Here is a 16879-nt window from a genome sequence, read left to right on the forward strand (position 1 = left end):
CGTCAGGAAATGAGGAGTGAGTTTTGGAGCAGAAAAAGAATGGCACCTCCGCAACAATGAAAGATGTCGCTGAAGTGGCTGGCGTTTCTACCGCAACAGTATCAAGAACACTCATGAATCCAGAAAAGGTTTCTTCCCAGACCCGACAAAAAGTGGAACAAGCTGTACTGGCTGTGGGTTATTGCCCAAATAACTTATCCCGTAATCTTAAACGCGGTGAGTCAAAAACTATTTTAGTGATAGTGCCAAATATCAGCGATCCCTTTTTCACTGATGTGATTTGCGGCATTGAAGAGACAGCGGCAGAACATGGCTATCTGGTTTTAATCGGTGATTGCCAACATCAGCAAAAACAGGAACACACGTTTCTTAACCTGATTGTCACCAAACAAATTGATGGTCTGTTGTTACTGGGTTCTAATGTCCCGTTTGATGCCAGCAAAGAAGAGCAAAAAAACCTACCACCTATGGTAATGGCGAACGAATTTGCACCAGAGCTAGAGCTGCCGACTATTCATATTGATAATCTGACCGCCGCATTCAATGCCACTCATTATCTGCAAGCATTGGGACATAAACGCATTGCTTGCCTCTCCGGCCCAGAAAACATACCGATTTGCCGCTATCGCCTTCAAGGATATATCCAAGCACTGCGTCGCTCTGGCGGGACAATTCGTGAAGATTATATTGTCCAAGGTAATTTTACCCATGAAAGCGGCGCAAAATTGACTGAACAACTACTCTCTCTGTTAGATCCCCCTACAGCCATCTTCTGCCACAGCGATGTTATGGCGATTGGCGTGATGTGGCAGGCTAAAAGAATGGGCTTAAAAATACCGGAAGATTTATCCATCATTGGGTTTGACAACTTAAGTCTCGCCATGTACAGCGATCCGCCATTGACAACCGTTGGTCAACCCCGTTATCAAATTGGTCACAAGGCAATGTTACTGTTACTAGATCAAATCCAGGGCCACACAACATCTGTCGGCTCTCAGTTACTGGAATCGGAATTAATTATTCGGCAAAGCACCTGTTCGCCTAAAAGCTAGGCAAATAACCGCAGGTTAAGTAACATATCGTTTATTTTCTTTTATTTAAATTACTCAGCGAATTAGACAGTGGCACAACGAGATTATGTGAGTCGCGGGCGTTCAAACACCCGCCGTAAAAATACCGATAAGAAAAAATACCAAGCCCAAGGGCTGCCAAAAGCAACACTGGCTGTCGCGGTAGCATTAGTCATTATCTTTATTGGTGGCCTTTACTTTATTACCCACAATAAACAGAAAAGCGAATCAGAAGTAGTGCCAAAACATTCTCAGCAAAACAGTGGGTTACCGCCAAAACCGGAAGAACGCTGGCGCTATATCAAAGAATTGGAAAATCGTCCCGTTGGCATTGAGACACCACGTGAGCCTTCATCCGGAGGGCAAATCAATTCACAAACTCAGCTAACCGCCGAGCAACGGCAGTTACTTGAACAAATGCAGGCGGATATGCGCCAACCGGCGACTTCGCTGCCAGAAGTACCATACAATGGTGTTCAAGTGCCGCGTTCACAAGTGATCATCAAGCCATCAACGGAAACACAACAACCGCTGGAAACAAGACCGCAACCACAGCCTCAACAAACGTTACCGCAACAATCAATGCAGACTCAGACAGTTCAGCCACAAACGCTACCACCGGCTGAGAACAGTAAACCAAAGCCCGTAGAAAAGGCACAGCGTATGATTTTACAATGTGGTTCATTCCGCAATATGGACCAAGCTGAATCAGTACGTGCCAATCTGGCATTTGCGGGTATTGAAAGCCAGATCACAACGGGAGATGGCTGGCATCGTGTTGTTCTTGGTCCCTACAGTAAAAACACCGCAGAAAAAATGCGGGAGCGCCTGAAAGGCGTTGGCGTATCAGGTTGCATTCTCCGTGTTACTGGGGGTTGAAAAATTATAATTCTCCCCCATCTATACTGCTAAACACCGTGCACACGGTATTTTCGATAGCCGTATACACTGTCGAAAGTACCGTGCGTCACATTTATCTATTTTTGTAACCAAGGGCTTACTCGTGACTACAATCGTAAGTGTTCGCCGTAATGGCCAGGTCGTAATCGGTGGTGATGGACAGGCAACGATGGGTAATACCGTCATGAAAGGCAATGTCCGTAAAGTTCGCCGCCTCTATAATGACAAAGTAATCGCGGGTTTTGCCGGCGGTACAGCAGACGCTTTTACTCTGTTTGAACTGTTTGAACGTAAACTTGAAATGCACCAAGGGCATCTAACCAAGGCAGCGGTCGAGCTTGCTAAAGACTGGCGCACTGATCGCATGCTACGCAAACTGGAAGCACTGCTAGCAGTCGCAGATGAAAATACCTCTCTAATCATTACAGGTAACGGCGATGTCATTCAACCAGAAAATGACCTGATTGCTATTGGTTCCGGTGGACCGTACGCCCAATCCGCCGCACGGGCAATGTTGGAAAATACCGATCTCAGTGCCAGACAAATCGCAGAGAAAGCGCTAACCATTGCCGGTGATATCTGCATTTATACCAACCATAATCACAACTTCGAAGAACTTCCTTCAAAAGCGTAAGGGTAGATAGTATGTCTGAAATGACTCCACGCGAAATTGTCAGCGAACTTGACAAACACATTATTGGTCAGGATAAAGCGAAACGCGCTGTAGCTATCGCACTCCGTAACCGCTGGCGTCGTATGCAGCTAGATGAAACGCTGCGCTACGAGGTAACGCCTAAAAATATCCTGATGATTGGTCCGACTGGGGTAGGTAAAACCGAAATCGCCCGTCGCCTGGCAAAACTGGCAAATGCGCCGTTTATCAAAGTCGAAGCGACAAAATTCACCGAAGTTGGCTATGTTGGTAAAGAAGTCGACTCTATCATCCGTGATCTGACCGATGCTGCGGTTAAAATGGTTCGCCTGCAATCTATTGAACAAAACCGTTATCGGGCAGAAGAACTGGCAGAAGAGCGTATTCTTGATGTCCTGATTCCACCAGCAAAAAATAATTGGGGACAAACGGAGACGCAAGTCGAACCATCGGCCGCACGCCAAGCATTCCGTAAAAAATTACGCGAAGGTCAACTGGATGATAAAGAAATCGAGATTGATGTTGCTACCACACCGGTAGGCGTCGAGATCATGGCGCCTCCGGGCATGGAAGAGATGACAAACCAGCTGCAATCTATGTTCCAGAACCTTGCTGGTCAGAAACACAAATCTCGTAAGCTAAAAATCAAAGATGCTTTCAAACTACTGGTCGAAGAAGAAGCCTCTAAACTGGTTAACCCGGAAGAATTGAAACAACAAGCCATTGATGCCGTTGAACAACACGGTATTGTCTTCATTGATGAAATCGACAAAATTTGTAAACGTGGTCAAACTTCAGGCCCTGATGTTTCCCGTGAAGGTGTTCAGCGTGACCTGTTACCACTGGTGGAAGGCTGTACGGTATCCACTAAACACGGCATGGTAAAAACAGACCACATCCTGTTTATTGCCTCAGGTGCATTCCAGGTTGCCAGCCCTTCCGATCTAATCCCTGAATTACAAGGGCGTTTGCCAATCCGCGTGGAACTACAAGCATTAACCACAGAAGATTTTGAGCGTATTCTGACTGAACCAAGTGCATCTCTGACAGAGCAATATAAAGCTCTTATGGCAACAGAAGGAATGGACATCAGTTTCACGACTGATGGCATCAGCAAAATCGCTGAATCAGCATGGCAAGTAAATGAATCAACCGAAAATATCGGTGCTCGTCGCCTGCATACTGTGCTTGAGCGGCTGATGGAAGATATCTCCTTCGAAGCCAGCGAACGCCAAGGCCAGTCAGTTAACATTGATGCCGACTATGTTAAACAGCATCTAGATGAACTGGTTGCAGATGAAGATCTGAGCCGCTTTATCTTATAATCGGTGTATACGATTCCTGATCCACTGTAATTAATGATGGGAGGCTTGCCTCCCATTTGTTTTTTATAAATTTACAGGAGTAAGTGAACGCAGAAATGAACTCATCAACTTCCATTAGTCAAACTCAAGCATGGCTGGAAAGTTTGCGTCCTAAAACGCTGCCACTCGCCCTTGCAGCCATTATTACTGGTTCAGCCCTCGCAGCCTGGACAGGGCATTTCAAGCTACCGGTTGCCTTACTGGCGCTATTAACAGCAGCCATACTGCAAGTCCTATCCAATCTCGCCAATGATTACGGTGATGTTATCAAAGGTAGTGATACTGAAAAGCGTATCGGGCCACTACGTGGTATGCAAAAAGGCATTATTACCGCCTCACAGATGAAAAAAGCGCTGAAGATTATTGTCCTGCTAGCTTGCCTGTCTGGTGGTGCCTTGATTGCCGTTGCCTGTGAAGAACCCGGCGATATATTCGGTTTTCTGGTACTTGGCCTGCTAGCAATTATTGCCGCAATTACCTATACCGTTGGCGCAAAGCCTTATGGCTATATGGGGCTTGGCGATATTTCAGTCCTGATTTTCTTTGGCTGGTTAAGTGTTGCCGGTACTTATTATCTTCAAGCCGGTTTTTTTGACTTGGTTGTCATACTCCCGGCTACAGCCTGTGGGCTTCTCTCTACTGCTGTTTTAAATATCAATAACTTGCGTGATATTGAAGATGACAAACGGCATGGAAAAAATACCCTGGCTGTCCGCCTTGGCCCTAAAAAAGCCCGTTACTATCACAGTGGTTTAATAATCACAGCAATACTTTGCTTGGTATTATTCACCGTACAAAACCCATCTGGCTGGTCAGGCTGGCTATTCCTGCTCGCTCTGCCTTGGTTGTTCAAACATATATGGTATGTACTTAATGACCCCACACCGGAGGGAATGCGTCCAATGTTAGGACAGATGGTTAAAGCGGCATTACTGACTAATATTCTATTTTCAGTTGGTCTTATTTTTAATTAGACCGCATTTGTGCTGTTTTTCCGGGAGGTGTTGTAACTTAACCATTCTGGATACTTGTTAACAATATCAATTTAATAATTGATGATTTTGCTAACATTGGCCTGAAAGGGATATACTTACCGTTCCATACCTTAACCAGACGTAAATCCTATGAAATATGATACTTCCGAGCTTTGTGACATCTATCAAGAAGAAGTAAATGTGGTAGAACCTATGTTCTCCAATTTTGGCGGGCGTACTTCATTTGGTGGTCAAATCATCACGGTTAAATGCTTTGAAGACAACGGGTTACTTTACGACCTGCTTGAAGAGAACGGTCATGGACGCATTTTACTGGTAGATGGTGGGGGTTCTGTACGCCAAGCATTAATTGACGCTGAGCTGGCACAACTCGCTGTGCAAAATGGATGGGAAGGCATTGTTGTTTACGGTGCTGTACGTCAGGTTGACCAGCTAGCAGAGTTCGACCTCGGTATTCAAGCTATAGCCGCTATTCCTGCTGGCTGTCGTGATGAAGGAACCGGCGCAAGCGATATCCGGGTGAATTTCGGTGGTGTCACCTTCTTCTCTGGCGATTATTTGTATGCCGACAACACCGGTATCATTTTGTCCGAAGAGCCACTGGGACTTGATGAGAGTGAAGAAGATGAGATCATCTGATGGCAACGTATAATAGAATTAAGGGCGATTTTTTAGATCGCCCTTTTTATTTGTTGGAAATTTGTAATTACTGAACATCTTCCATTTTGCCCAACAAGGCACGCAAACGTTCTTGCCATACTTGTTGCTCTTGCTTTAATTGCTCATTCTCATGAGTCAGAGACTCACGGCTGCTGGTGGCATTCTGAATTTCCTGAGACAAAGATCGATTTTTTTCTTTTAATTCTTCAATTTCCATTTGTAGCAGGGTAATAGTATCAATCGCCTGCTGAACCTTGGCTTCCAGCTTTTCAAAAACTTCAAATGACATTCTCGGTTCCCCCTTATAAGCAATTGTCTGATTGTATGTAGCCAACGCGCCCCTGTCTAGCAACATCCCCAACACATGAAAAATAACTACCAAATAAAAACCCCAAAGTGTCTCACACTTTAGTTTTTAGCAAAATAGCGGATAAATGCGGATTCGCTCATTTTGTTGACACAACACACACATTTCAATTTCGCTATTTCTCGTTTCCGCGCATTAACGATAAATTTACACTTTCCTCCTTTCAATGCTGGAAGGCGACAATAATAACTACCCCTCTAAAATCTTCTTCGTAGGATAGAACATATGAGCCAAACCACTAGCACGACATTAACCGGACAATGTATCGCTGAGCTTCTTGGTACCGCACTATTGGTTTTCCTTGGCGTAGGCTGTGTTGCCGCTGCACGTATTGCCGGCGCACAATTAGGTTTATGGGAAATCAGTATTATTTGGGGCATGAGCGTTGCGTTGGCTGTTTATCTTACCGCAGGTGTTTCCGGTGCTCACCTTAACCCAGCGGTGACAATTGCCTTATGGTTGTTTGCCCGTTTTGACGGCAAAAAAGTTATCCCTTTTATTATTGCCCAGATGATTGGCGGCTTTATCGCTGCCGCTCTCATTTACATGATGTACTACAGCGTATTCCTTGATTACGAACAAGTACATAATATCGTTCGCGGCACTCCTGAAAGCTTGTTTACAGCGGGCGTATTCTCTACTTATCCAATGGCGTCACTGTCCATTTCTCAAGCTTTTATGATAGAAGTTATCATTGCCGCTATTCTGGTCTGTTTAATTCTGTCACTAACTGACGATGGTAACGGTATTCCTCGCGGTCCTCTGGCTCCGTTACTGATTGGTATTGTGGTTGCCGTTATCGGTGGCGCATTCGGTCCATTAACTGGTTTCGCGCTGAATCCGGCCCGTGACTTTGGTCCCAAACTAATTGCTTATCTAGCGGGTTGGGGAGATATTGCCCTGACAGGTGGACGTGAAATCCCTTACTGTCTGGTTACTCTGACCGCACCCATTATCGGCGGTATTGTGGGAGCATTTGGCTACCGCAAACTTATTGGTCGCCATTTACCATCTGATGTTCATAAAACTGAAGATCAGAAGAAAAAGAGAGCCTAGAGTAGAGCATTACCAGAACAGGTTATTATCATGACAACAGAAAATATGATTGAGAAAAAATATATTGTCGCCCTTGATCAAGGAACTACCAGCTCCCGAGCGATAATTCTTGATCACAACGCCAATATTATCTCAATTTCTCAAAGAGAATTTGCACAAATTTATCCTAAACCGGGTTGGGTAGAACACGATCCAATGGAGATTTGGGCAACCCAAAGCTCAACTTTGGTAGAAGTATTGGCAAAAGCGGATATTAGTTCTGATCAGATTGCCGGTATTGGGATTACTAACCAACGTGAAACGACGATTATTTGGGAAAAAGAAACCGGTAAACCTATCTACAATGCCATCGTTTGGCAATGTCGCCGTACCGCGGACGCATGTACTAAACTAAAACAAAAAGAGGGATTGGAAGAATATATTCGCCAGAATACAGGGCTGGTAGTGGACCCTTATTTCTCTGGCACCAAAATAAAATGGATCTTAGATAATGTCCCAGGCGCCCGTGAACGGGCTGAAAAAGGTGAGCTACTGTTCGGTACTGTGGATACTTGGCTGGTATGGAAAATGACCCAAGGCCGAGTTCACGTTACCGATTTCACAAACGCCTCTCGAACAATGCTGTTCAACATTCACAATCTGGAATGGGATCAGCATATTCTTGATGAGTTACAAATCCCGCGCTCCCTACTACCTACCGTTCATTCATCTTCTGAGATTTATGGTCAGACCAACATCGGCGGTAAAGGCGGCACCCGGATCCCTATAGCAGGTATCGCAGGCGACCAGCAAGCTGCTCTATATGGTCAACTTTGTGTCCAACCGGGTATGGCGAAAAACACCTATGGAACAGGCTGTTTCCTGCTAATGAATACAGGTACAGATGCTGTTCGCTCCAATCATGGATTACTGACAACCATTGCCTGTGGTCCCCGCGGTGAAGTGAACTATGCACTTGAAGGTGCGGTTTTCGTTGGTGGTGCTTCTATTCAGTGGCTACGTGATGAACTGAAACTTATTGCAGATGCTACTGATTCCGAATACTTTGCCACCAAAGTTAAAAATAGTAACGGCGTATATGTGGTTCCCGCTTTTACCGGCCTTGGCGCCCCCTACTGGGACCCCTACGCCCGCGGCTCAATCTTTGGCCTGACCCGCGGCACCAACAGTAATCACATCATTCGTGCGACGCTGGAATCCATCGCCTATCAGACCCGCGATGTCCTGGATGCTATGCAGGCTGATTCAGGCACCCGGCTGCAAGCACTGCGGGTAGATGGCGGTGCTGTTGCCAATAATTTCCTGATGCAATTCCAATCAGATATCCTTGGCACCCGTGTAGAACGCCCTGTGGTGCGTGAAAGCACCGCATTGGGCGCAGCATTCCTCGCAGGATTAGCGGTTGGTTACTGGAAAGATCTCGATGAAGTGAAAAGCAAAGCCACCATTGAAAAAGAGTTCCGTCCGGGCATTGAAACCACCGAACGAAATTACAAATACAATGGCTGGAAAAAGGCAGTTGCCCGCGCACAAGATTGGGAAGATAAAAACTAAGATTTTCTGAATAAAATGTGAAAGGGGGGCATGAATGCCCCCTTTCTTTAATTGTTTGATTAAACGACATGTCCGTGACGCTGCATCCTATGCGCTAATGGTAACCAACAAAGCAGGATCAAAATTGACGTAAAAAACATCAGCATACCCACGCTGAATTGATTATTTTGCGGCAGCATTGCAGATAACCAAGTTGCCAAGCCAGAGCCAACATTCTGCAAACCGCCGACTAGCGCCCCTGCTGCACCTGCCAGATAAGGAAATGGCCGGTATTCTCCCACCCCAACAATGTGACTAACCTCACAAATTTAAAATATTTTGCGAGATAGTGCACAATTTTATTTGTAGAAAAAATAACAGTTAATTACGCCATATCTGGCAACAAATATGTACATATAAAACTAAGTATTAATAAAATAATGGTTAATTTTTCTATAACACAGAATCGATAATGGTATTTATCTCTATAGGACTAAAATAGCGACGTAAAAACAAACGGTTCGGAGATTTCTTTCGGGATAGGAGATAAGTTCCAATGGCAAACTGGGTTACAGGAAAAGTTACACAAGTTATTCACTGGACGAATACCTTATTTAGCATCAGGATGCATGCACCGGTTGAAGAATTTACTGCGGGCCAGTTTGCAAAACTGGCGATGGAAATAGATGATGAACGGGTACAACGGGCCTACTCTTACGTTAACGCTCCGACAGATAATAATCTTGAATTCTATTTAGTGACAGTTCCTGACGGCAAACTTAGTCCACGATTAGCAGCACTGCAACCCGGTGATGATCTACTAGTGACAGAACAAGCCGCAGGTTTCTTTATTCTTGATGAAATACCTGATTGCAAAACATTATGGATGCTCTCAACGGGAACAGCCATTGGCCCTTATCTGTCAATTCTTCAACAAGGGGACTACCTGGAAAGATTTGAGAGCATCGTATTGGTGCATGCAGTCAGGCTCACACAGGATTTAAGCTATCTGCCCTTAATGCAACAACTAGTTGAGCGTCTCAATGGCAAGCTACGAATTCAAACTATTGTCAGCCGTGAACAAAACCCCGGCTCGTTGATTGGCCGTATCCCGACACTGATCGAGAACGGCGAACTTGAGGCGGCTGTCGGGCTTACGATGAACAGTGACAACAGCCATATTATGTTATGCGGTAATCCTCAAATGGTGAAAGATACCCAACAACTACTAAAAGAGCAGCGTGGAATGACAAAACACTTACGCCGCAAACCGGGGCATATTACTAGTGAGCAATATTGGTAATTTCAGTCATCTTTGGCAGAAATAAAATCCACTTTCTCTGTTGCTTCACCAAACCGATTTGGTCCATCAGTGCCACGGAATACACCGCAATCAAGCACCATCATTACAATGATCAATGTGGGGATAAAACGGCCAATCCCCCATTGCCAGAACGGTGCCATACCACCCCAGTCAACAGCAATCAACACCCCCGCCAGTAATAAAAGCAGCGACCACCCTCCCTGCTTATTTCGGTCATGCAGGCGCTTAACCATCATTGCCGTTGCAGGATACATCACCAAAACAAGGGCAAAAACAGCATAGTGCATAGCTAAAGAATTCATTCCCTGAATAGTCAGGATAACAAACATCAAGGCCAGGCAAACACCAATGCCAATCCAGAATTCACGCCGCCCAATACGTCCTTTGAATGAAAAACCCCATTGTTGTAATGTCATCTATTCTTTTCCAATCGTGTATTCTGTTTCTCAGCGCAGTTTAACCTAAGCGAGCGGCAACATGAAAATGGACCTTAATAAATTTCTAGCCATAATATTCGCGGCAAGCATCATCGGTTTGCCGTTGGTAGCCAATGCTGATGAATCCACAACCACTGGACCCACAGTGCAAGCAACCTATCTTCTACCAAATGCTCCCTCTTTTGATGAAACCATCCCGCGATTTCGCGAAAAATATAATCGCCGCAATCCAACATTGCCACTACACGAGTATCGGGTAATCATAAGTAAAAACATTTACCTGCCACTGACACGAGCTGCCAGCAGAATCAATGAAAAACTTTATTCTTCCGCCGTACTTGAGCGGGGAAGTGAAAAAATCAAAAGCCTGCAACTGACATTATTACCATCAGAAAGCGAAACAGAAACACAGAAAAACCATATTCTGGCAGAACAATACATGATAGCTCTGATGCGCCACTTTAACCCGACTATTTCACAGGAACAGAGCAAAGAGAACATTAATAACTTGCTCAGAAACAGCAAAAAATCGCCATTTTACAGCCACAACATCGGCGCCATTCGCTATATTGTGGTAAATAGTAGCGAAAAAACGCTTACTTTCGCCATTGAACCGATTAAGCTATGGTTATCTGAACCCGATAACTAATCAAATTTAGGAATAAAAAAAGCTATTGTTTGTAATGATCACTATACTGTGGAGCATTGATCTACCGAATTGATCCTAAATTCAGTTCACTACTTAAACTTCTCTGGTTGGAGGAAAAAACATGCGACATCCATTGGTGATGGGTAACTGGAAATTGAATGGCAGTACCCATATGGTAAACGAACTTATCACCGACCTGCGTAAAGAATTAAGCAGTATTACCGGCTGTGACGTCGCTATCGCGCCACCAGCACTTTATCTCTCTCAGGCTAAACAAGCGCTGGCTGGCAGTCGTATTGCTCTGGGCGCACAGGATGTTGACGTTAACCTATCTGGTGCATTTACAGGTGAAACTTCCGCCACAATGTTGAAAGACATTGGCGCAGAATACATTATCATCGGCCACTCTGAACGCCGTACTTACCACCAAGAAAGTGACGAATTCATCGCGAAAAAATTCTCCATTCTTAAACAACAAGGTCTAATCCCTGTTTTGTGCATCGGCGAAACTGAACAGGAAAATGAAGCCGGACAGACTGAAACCGTATGCGCAAGGCAAATTGATGCAGTTCTGAATACATTGGGCGCAGAAGCATTCCAAGGCGCGGTCATTGCTTACGAACCTGTTTGGGCAATTGGTACAGGCAAATCAGCAACACCGGCACAAGCTCAGGCTGTGCACAAATTCATTCGTGATCATATTGCGAAAAGAGACGAAGCAATCGCACAACAGATCATTATCCAGTACGGTGGCTCTGTGAACGCGGATAATGCCGCTGAACTATTCGCTCAGCCAGACATTGACGGCGCATTAGTTGGTGGTGCCTCTCTAAAAGCTGATGCTTTCGCTATTATTGTAAAAGCCGCTGCTGCTGCGAAAAAAGCTTAATCCATATTTCAACGATAATTGACCGCCGTATGCCTACGGCGGCTATTCATTTTCAGCGCTGAATAATCTCATCAAACACACCGCCCGTCGCAAAATGCACTTTTTGCGCTTTTCCCCAACCACCGAATACTTTATCGACAGTAAATAATTCCAACTCAGGAAAAGAAGAGCGATACTTATCGGCAACTGTTTTATCACGTGGCCGATAATAGTTTTTAGCCACTATCTCCTGTCCAACGGGAGAGTAAAGGTATTGCAGATATTCTGTTGCTAGCTCACGGCTATGACGTTTATCAACGACCTTATCAACAACAGAAACCGTCGGCTCAGCCAGAATTGAAAGGCTAGGCGTCACAATTTCGAATTTATCTTTATCAAGCGCATTAATCGCCAATAATGCCTCATTCTCCCAGGCAATTAATACATCACCGATTCCACGCTCAACAAAAGTACTAGTCGCTCCTCTTGCGCCAGAATCGAGCACTTCAACATGCTGGTAAAGGGTTTTAACAAACGCTTTCGCTTTGTCCTGATCCTGATTGTTATGAATCAACCCATAACCCCATGCGGCCAAATAATTCCAGCGTGCGCCACCTGATGTTTTTGGATTAGGCGTTACAACAGATACACCTGGACGAACCAAATCTGACCAATCTTTAATCTGTTTTGGATTACCTTTCCGCACTAAAAAAACAATGGTTGAAGTATAAGGGGCTGAATTCTCTGGCAAACGCTTGATCCATGCCTTCGCTATCCGGCCACGTTCCGCAATGGCATCCACATCATAAGCCAAAGCCAATGTCACCACATCCGCCTCAAGGCCATTAATAACAGAAGTTGCCTGCTTACCCGAGCCACCATGAGATTGCCGGATTATCACTTTATCCCCTGTCTTCTGCTGCCAATAATCACTAAAAGCTTGATTATATTGCTGATATAACTCACGGGTTGGATCATAGGAAACATTAAGAAGTTGAAGATCTTTTGCCCATACACTGCTACTGGTAACCAACAGTAACGCCAATGCTATATGCCATCTGACTCTCACTTGAATCTCTCCCACACTGTTTTTGGCTGTTATGAAATCCAAGGCTGACAGAAAGCGTTATCACTCAGAAATAATTAAAAGCATTTATTTATATGCCATAGGAATATCTAAAGACAAATCACAGCCTCCAACGAGGCTGCAACAGATTTAGATTTGCCGGTATTGACGTGATCAATATAGCTTTTTCGCGGTTTCCAACCAATCCTGTTTAAACACGCGTTTCATATTCTGCACTGCATCAATGATGTCATGATGAACAAGTTTCTCGTTCTGAATACCAACACAACGGCCACCATAACCTTCCAACAATAATTGGATGGAATACGCCCCCATACGGGAAGCCAGAATACGATCATAAGCAACCGGGGAACCACCACGCTGAACATGGCCTAAGACTGTGGCACGGGTTTCATGATGCGTCTCTTTTTCGATGTGTCTCGCCAGTTCATAGACATCACAAACATGTTCAGTAATTGCAACAATGGCATGGCGTTTGCCTTTATCGATACCCGCTTTAATTTCAGCTACAAGCTCATCACAACTAAATGAGACTTCCGGCAGAACAATAAACTCACAACCTCCCGCAATAGCGGCTGACAAAGTGAGATCACCGCAATAGCGCCCCATCACTTCAACAATGGAAATACGTTTGTGGGAAGTTGAAGTGTCACGCAGACGGTCAATAGCTTCAACCACCGTTTCCAGCGCAGTGAAATAGCCGATGGTATAGTCCGTACCCGCCACATCATTATCAATCGTGCCCGGCAAACCAATACAGGGGAAACCCGCTTCTGTCAGTTTTTTCGCGCCAAGATAGGAACCATCACCGCCAATAACGACCAGAGCATCAAGACCATTTTTTCTCATGTTCTCAATAGCGACAGTACGAACCTTCTCATCTCTGAATTCAGGGAAACGGGCTGAACCTAGAAAAGTGCCACCACGGTTAATCATGTCGGATACACTAAAGCGGTCAAGTTTCTTCATGCGGTTTTCATACAAGCCAAGATAGCCATCATAAATACCGAAAACTTCCAACCCTTCGGTTAACCCTGCACGAACCACACCACGAATAGCTGCATTCATACCTGGCGCATCACCGCCACTCGTTAAGACACCGATTCTTTTGATCCCATTGCTCATGATGACCTCTGACTTGTAGATGTAATAATTGCAAACCCACTAACGGCGGACTCTGTACGCAATCACTTTGCCTGAGAAATCTGCCTTTTTAACCTGTTACCACTTTAACCTGTTACCACCTAGCGTACTGAAACAATTAAGCTGAATTGATTCAACTTTCATATAATACGGTAAAAAACCAAGTCTGCATTCACATAAGTCTCTTTTTTGAGATCAAATTGGCTAAAAAGCCATTTAATTATGCTGCTATAGCTCTTAAGATCATCAATCAACCTCCGAGAAATCCTATCCTTATATCCTCGTTTTCTCCTTGCAAATATGCTCCCAAAAAGGAAAGTCATCAACAACACAGAAACCAGCACTGTGACAACCCATACCACAGTGCTGATTCAGCACAATCTTTATTCATTACGTTAGTGTCTTTCCATCATGTATAGAAATAACGTGTCAGGTGGAAAAATACCGGTGCTGCAAAGCATAAAGAATCGATCCTATCTAACATACCTCCGTGCCCTTCAATCATTTCACCGAAATCTTTAATGCCACTATCACGTTTTATCGCTGACATACACAAACCACCAATAAAGCCCATCAACGTAATTGCTAACGACATCAAACCTGCCTCCCACGGAGAAAATGGCGTTACCCAGTAAAGTGACATTCCTAACAAAACGGAAGCCAAGATACCACCGGCGAAACCTTCAACTGTTTTATTCGGGCTTAACTTAGGCACAATCGGATGTTTGCCAAACAATTTACCGAATACGTACTGCAAAACATCCGACATCTGCACCACAATCATTAAAAACAGCAATAATTCGACATTCTCCCCTTCATAACCTGGAATATCCAACATCAATAAAGCGGGCGCATGGCTAATACAGAATACAGCAACTAACATTCCCCACTGTATTTTAGCTGTCCGTTCCAGAAAGTTCGTTGTATCCCCAGCCAATGCAATACGAGCAGGTAAAAACAGGAAAACATAAACAGGAATGAAAATAGAAAACACGCCATACCACTCAATACCAACGGCAACGTATTGCAATGGCATGAAAATAAAGAAACACCAGAACATCGCCTCATGGTCACTTCGTCGTGTTGGTGTCAAAGTGAAAAATTCCCGTAAAGCAAAAAATGACATACTCGCAAATAATAACACTGAACCGATTGGCCCAATAATCACCGACAACACACAAATAACACACATCCCCCACCAACCACGGATGCGGGCATTCAGATTATCGATTGTCGCATTACTGTTATCCCTTGAATATTTAGAAGAGAGTATTGCACCAATAATACTGGCAATAATTAACGGCACGAACATACCACCCAACAACAAGAGTAATTTATTATTAAGCATAGTCATAATATTAACGCCTCCAATGCCTGACGAGCTCGCTGTAAAAAGTCAGCTTTTTCCTCTTTTGCACCTAATTTTTCCAAAGGTTGCCCAAATGTTGCCGAACAAATAACAGGAACAACAAGTGCCGAGCCTTTTGGCAAGACTCTGTTTAAATTTTCCAAATAAACAGGAATAAGCTCAACATCAGGATATTTCTTCGCTAAATAATACAGACCGCCTTTAAACTTATTAATTTGTTCCCCACTTCCTCGTGTCCCCTCTGGGAACAAAATTAAAGACTCACCTCGTTTTAATACATCCTCCATTGGCGTAAGAGTATTTCCCTTTAAACAATCCTCACCTCTACGATCAATCAGCACAGCCCGAAAAACTTTATTGATAAAATATTTGCGCAGATAAGTCTTACTCCAATAATCACGGGCAGCGACAGGATGCACCCGAGAACGTAATACCCGAGGAAAACCAGCCCAAATAACTAACCCATCCAAATGACTCGAATGATTAGCATAATAAATTCGAGAAGCTACCGATGGCTTACACCCAATCCAACGAATTCTTACCCCAGTTAACAAACGGCAAAGCCCAGACAGGAAAGACCCCATACCTTTACTTACCAACGTCACTTCTTGTGATTTATTCATTACAAGCATCCTTCTCTTGTAATTCACTTAATATGACTCTGGTTCGCCGAATACATGTCCAAAGACAACCTAATGTGATAACGACTAATACCGCCAATAAAAGATACTGGCTCCATAACTGCGGTAAAAAAGCGGCAACAATTGAACTAACAGTAATTAATGCCATCCGATGTTGTTTTGCCATTGGACCCAGGAAGCGTTGAGGCAAACCACAAGTACCCCCTAATAAGCGAATATAAGCCGTCAAAACAGCCAGTAATGCCGCAATACAGCCAAGAGAAACTGCAAACGGGAAAAGTGTTAAGCCATACCCTACCCCAATCAGAATAAAAGAATCAGCAATACGATCTGGAAGATCGTTAAAAACAGAACCAGCAGCCGTCTTCAATCCCCCTTCAACAGCAACCATACCATCCAATAAATTACATATTAGCCGACCTTGAATAAGCAAGGCGCCAATAATCAATAAAAGTGAAGTCAACCAAAAAGACTCGACTAAAAAACACACGGCAAAACACACGCCAGCTAATACAGCAAAAACAACGCTGGCAACAGATATGCCATTTGGTGTCGCCCCTTTACATTGCAACCATTTAGCCATCTTACTGGCCCACACTGCATTGCGTGTCTTGATCGGACGCCGATCTTTTACCTCGTTACCAGACATATCCTTTCCCTTTTTGAGCACAAATGAACAATCAAATCTACTTAAGTTAAATGAAATAAGATAAACAGGATTGGTTAGAATAACAACAATAAAAAAACCTGCCGGTGGAAGGAGG

18 protein-coding genes and 1 pseudogene are annotated in these 16879 nt (G+C 44.2%); 11 read left to right on the forward strand and 8 right to left on the reverse strand.

Annotation, left to right across the window (positions count from 1 at the left end; all coding sequences use genetic code 11):
- Positions 1-23 precede the first annotated feature (23 nt).
- The 6 genes from cytR to rraA all read left to right on the forward strand — a co-directional run bounded on the left by cytR (position 24) and on the right by rraA (position 5620).
- Complete coding sequence (cytR, locus tag BA1DRAFT_RS13665; protein ID WP_036780118.1) at positions 24-1052, forward strand: DNA-binding transcriptional regulator CytR; 1029 nt, start codon at positions 24-26, stop codon at positions 1050-1052.
- Positions 1053-1121: 69 nt separating this feature from the next.
- On the forward strand, positions 1122-1949 hold the full coding sequence (gene ftsN / locus BA1DRAFT_RS13670) for a cell division protein FtsN (protein WP_036780120.1): 828 nt from the start codon (positions 1122-1124) through the stop codon (positions 1947-1949).
- A gap of 124 nt (positions 1950-2073) precedes the next feature.
- Positions 2074-2604, forward strand: a complete 531-nt coding sequence (hslV, locus tag BA1DRAFT_RS13675) for an ATP-dependent protease subunit HslV (RefSeq protein WP_036780122.1) — start codon at positions 2074-2076, stop codon at positions 2602-2604.
- Between the two features lie 11 nt (positions 2605-2615).
- Positions 2616-3947, forward strand: a complete 1332-nt coding sequence (gene hslU / locus BA1DRAFT_RS13680; RefSeq protein ID WP_036780124.1) for an HslU--HslV peptidase ATPase subunit — start codon at positions 2616-2618, stop codon at positions 3945-3947.
- Between the two features lie 95 nt (positions 3948-4042).
- Positions 4043-4960, forward strand: coding sequence for a 1,4-dihydroxy-2-naphthoate polyprenyltransferase (locus BA1DRAFT_RS13685; protein ID WP_036780182.1), 918 nt, complete (start codon positions 4043-4045; stop codon positions 4958-4960).
- Positions 4961-5110: 150 nt separating this feature from the next.
- Positions 5111-5620, forward strand: coding sequence for a ribonuclease E activity regulator RraA (rraA, locus tag BA1DRAFT_RS13690; protein WP_036780127.1), 510 nt, complete (start codon positions 5111-5113; stop codon positions 5618-5620).
- 67 nt (positions 5621-5687) lie between these two features.
- On the opposite strand, the gene zapB is transcribed toward rraA, so the two are convergent.
- Positions 5688-5930 (reverse strand): septal ring assembly protein ZapB, encoded by a 243-nt coding sequence (gene zapB, locus BA1DRAFT_RS13695; protein WP_036780129.1) that lies wholly within the window; start codon positions 5928-5930, stop codon positions 5688-5690.
- Between the two features lie 303 nt (positions 5931-6233).
- On the opposite strand from zapB, the gene BA1DRAFT_RS13700 reads away from it, so the two are divergent.
- Both BA1DRAFT_RS13700 and glpK read left to right on the forward strand, forming a co-directional pair.
- Positions 6234-7064, forward strand: a complete 831-nt coding sequence (locus BA1DRAFT_RS13700) for an MIP/aquaporin family protein (protein WP_036780131.1) — start codon at positions 6234-6236, stop codon at positions 7062-7064.
- A 30-nt stretch (positions 7065-7094) separates the two neighbouring features.
- Positions 7095-8618: a glycerol kinase GlpK gene (gene glpK / locus BA1DRAFT_RS13705; RefSeq protein ID WP_036780134.1), complete on the forward strand. Its 1524-nt coding sequence runs from the start codon at positions 7095-7097 to the stop codon at positions 8616-8618.
- Positions 8619-8677: 59 nt separating this feature from the next.
- Here the strand turns inward: glpK and emrD are convergent.
- Positions 8678-8896: pseudogene (gene emrD, locus BA1DRAFT_RS13710) on the reverse strand (multidrug efflux MFS transporter EmrD); the annotation flags it as partial.
- Between the two features lie 257 nt (positions 8897-9153).
- Between emrD and fpr the strand changes: the two are divergent.
- The gene (gene fpr / locus BA1DRAFT_RS13715; RefSeq protein ID WP_036780139.1) at positions 9154-9900 is read left to right on the forward strand and encodes a ferredoxin--NADP(+) reductase; all 747 of its coding nucleotides are present in this window, start codon (positions 9154-9156) and stop codon (positions 9898-9900) included.
- A 2-nt stretch (positions 9901-9902) separates the two neighbouring features.
- Here fpr and BA1DRAFT_RS13720 read toward each other — a convergent pair whose 3' ends face one another.
- Positions 9903-10337, reverse strand: a complete 435-nt coding sequence (locus BA1DRAFT_RS13720; RefSeq protein WP_036780140.1) for a DUF805 domain-containing protein — start codon at positions 10335-10337, stop codon at positions 9903-9905.
- Between the two features lie 67 nt (positions 10338-10404).
- Here BA1DRAFT_RS13720 and BA1DRAFT_RS13725 point away from each other — a divergent pair, with 67 nt between their 5' ends.
- Together BA1DRAFT_RS13725 and tpiA are read left to right on the forward strand one after the other, a co-directional pair.
- A complete protein-coding gene (locus BA1DRAFT_RS13725; RefSeq protein WP_200868786.1) occupies positions 10405-11007 on the forward strand; it encodes a DUF1454 family protein in 603 nt (200 codons plus the stop codon).
- Between the two features lie 121 nt (positions 11008-11128).
- Positions 11129-11896: a triose-phosphate isomerase gene (gene tpiA, locus BA1DRAFT_RS13730; RefSeq protein WP_036780146.1), complete on the forward strand. Its 768-nt coding sequence runs from the start codon at positions 11129-11131 to the stop codon at positions 11894-11896.
- 52 nt (positions 11897-11948) lie between these two features.
- Here tpiA and BA1DRAFT_RS13735 read toward each other — a convergent pair whose 3' ends face one another.
- The 5 genes from BA1DRAFT_RS13735 to BA1DRAFT_RS13755 form a co-directional block, all read right to left on the reverse strand.
- The gene (locus BA1DRAFT_RS13735) at positions 11949-12944 is read right to left on the reverse strand and encodes a sulfate ABC transporter substrate-binding protein (protein WP_036780148.1); all 996 of its coding nucleotides are present in this window, start codon (positions 12942-12944) and stop codon (positions 11949-11951) included.
- A 171-nt stretch (positions 12945-13115) separates the two neighbouring features.
- The gene (gene pfkA / locus BA1DRAFT_RS13740) at positions 13116-14087 is read right to left on the reverse strand and encodes a 6-phosphofructokinase (protein WP_036780151.1); all 972 of its coding nucleotides are present in this window, start codon (positions 14085-14087) and stop codon (positions 13116-13118) included.
- 427 nt (positions 14088-14514) lie between these two features.
- On the reverse strand, positions 14515-15459 hold the full coding sequence (locus BA1DRAFT_RS13745) for a phosphatidate cytidylyltransferase (RefSeq protein WP_181148262.1): 945 nt from the start codon (positions 15457-15459) through the stop codon (positions 14515-14517).
- Positions 15456-16097 carry a lysophospholipid acyltransferase family protein gene (locus BA1DRAFT_RS13750; RefSeq protein ID WP_036780155.1) on the reverse strand — a complete coding sequence of 214 codons (642 nt, stop codon included), beginning with the start codon at positions 16095-16097 and terminating at the stop codon, positions 15456-15458. The genes BA1DRAFT_RS13745 and BA1DRAFT_RS13750 overlap by 4 nt, the downstream gene beginning before the upstream one ends.
- Positions 16090-16764, reverse strand: a complete 675-nt coding sequence (locus BA1DRAFT_RS13755; RefSeq protein ID WP_036780157.1) for a CDP-alcohol phosphatidyltransferase family protein — start codon at positions 16762-16764, stop codon at positions 16090-16092. The genes BA1DRAFT_RS13750 and BA1DRAFT_RS13755 overlap by 8 nt, the downstream gene beginning before the upstream one ends.
- Positions 16765-16879: the final 115 nt, after the last annotated feature.

This window comes from Photorhabdus aegyptia, from assembly GCF_000612035.1.
Lineage (GTDB): Bacteria > Pseudomonadota > Gammaproteobacteria > Enterobacterales > Enterobacteriaceae > Photorhabdus > Photorhabdus akhurstii.

Coding starts and splice junctions, on each gene's coding strand:
- glpK (WP_036780134.1), top strand. CDS start 7,095: ATGACAACAGAAAATATGATTGAGAAAAAATATATTGTCGCCCTTGAT.
- BA1DRAFT_RS13750 (WP_036780155.1), bottom strand. CDS start 16,097: ATGAATAAATCACAAGAAGTGACGTTGGTAAGTAAAGGTATGGGGTCT.
- BA1DRAFT_RS13720 (WP_036780140.1), bottom strand. CDS start 10,337: ATGACATTACAACAATGGGGTTTTTCATTCAAAGGACGTATTGGGCGG.
- tpiA (WP_036780146.1), top strand. CDS start 11,129: ATGCGACATCCATTGGTGATGGGTAACTGGAAATTGAATGGCAGTACC.
- BA1DRAFT_RS13755 (WP_036780157.1), bottom strand. CDS start 16,764: ATGTCTGGTAACGAGGTAAAAGATCGGCGTCCGATCAAGACACGCAAT.
- fpr (WP_036780139.1), top strand. CDS start 9,154: ATGGCAAACTGGGTTACAGGAAAAGTTACACAAGTTATTCACTGGACG.
- BA1DRAFT_RS13685 (WP_036780182.1), top strand. CDS start 4,043: ATGAACTCATCAACTTCCATTAGTCAAACTCAAGCATGGCTGGAAAGT.
- pfkA (WP_036780151.1), bottom strand. CDS start 14,087: ATGAGCAATGGGATCAAAAGAATCGGTGTCTTAACGAGTGGCGGTGAT.
- BA1DRAFT_RS13745 (WP_181148262.1), bottom strand. CDS start 15,459: ATGACTATGCTTAATAATAAATTACTCTTGTTGTTGGGTGGTATGTTC.
- hslU (WP_036780124.1), top strand. CDS start 2,616: ATGTCTGAAATGACTCCACGCGAAATTGTCAGCGAACTTGACAAACAC.
- BA1DRAFT_RS13725 (WP_200868786.1), top strand. CDS start 10,405: ATGGACCTTAATAAATTTCTAGCCATAATATTCGCGGCAAGCATCATC.
- BA1DRAFT_RS13700 (WP_036780131.1), top strand. CDS start 6,234: ATGAGCCAAACCACTAGCACGACATTAACCGGACAATGTATCGCTGAG.
- rraA (WP_036780127.1), top strand. CDS start 5,111: ATGAAATATGATACTTCCGAGCTTTGTGACATCTATCAAGAAGAAGTA.
- zapB (WP_036780129.1), bottom strand. CDS start 5,930: ATGTCATTTGAAGTTTTTGAAAAGCTGGAAGCCAAGGTTCAGCAGGCG.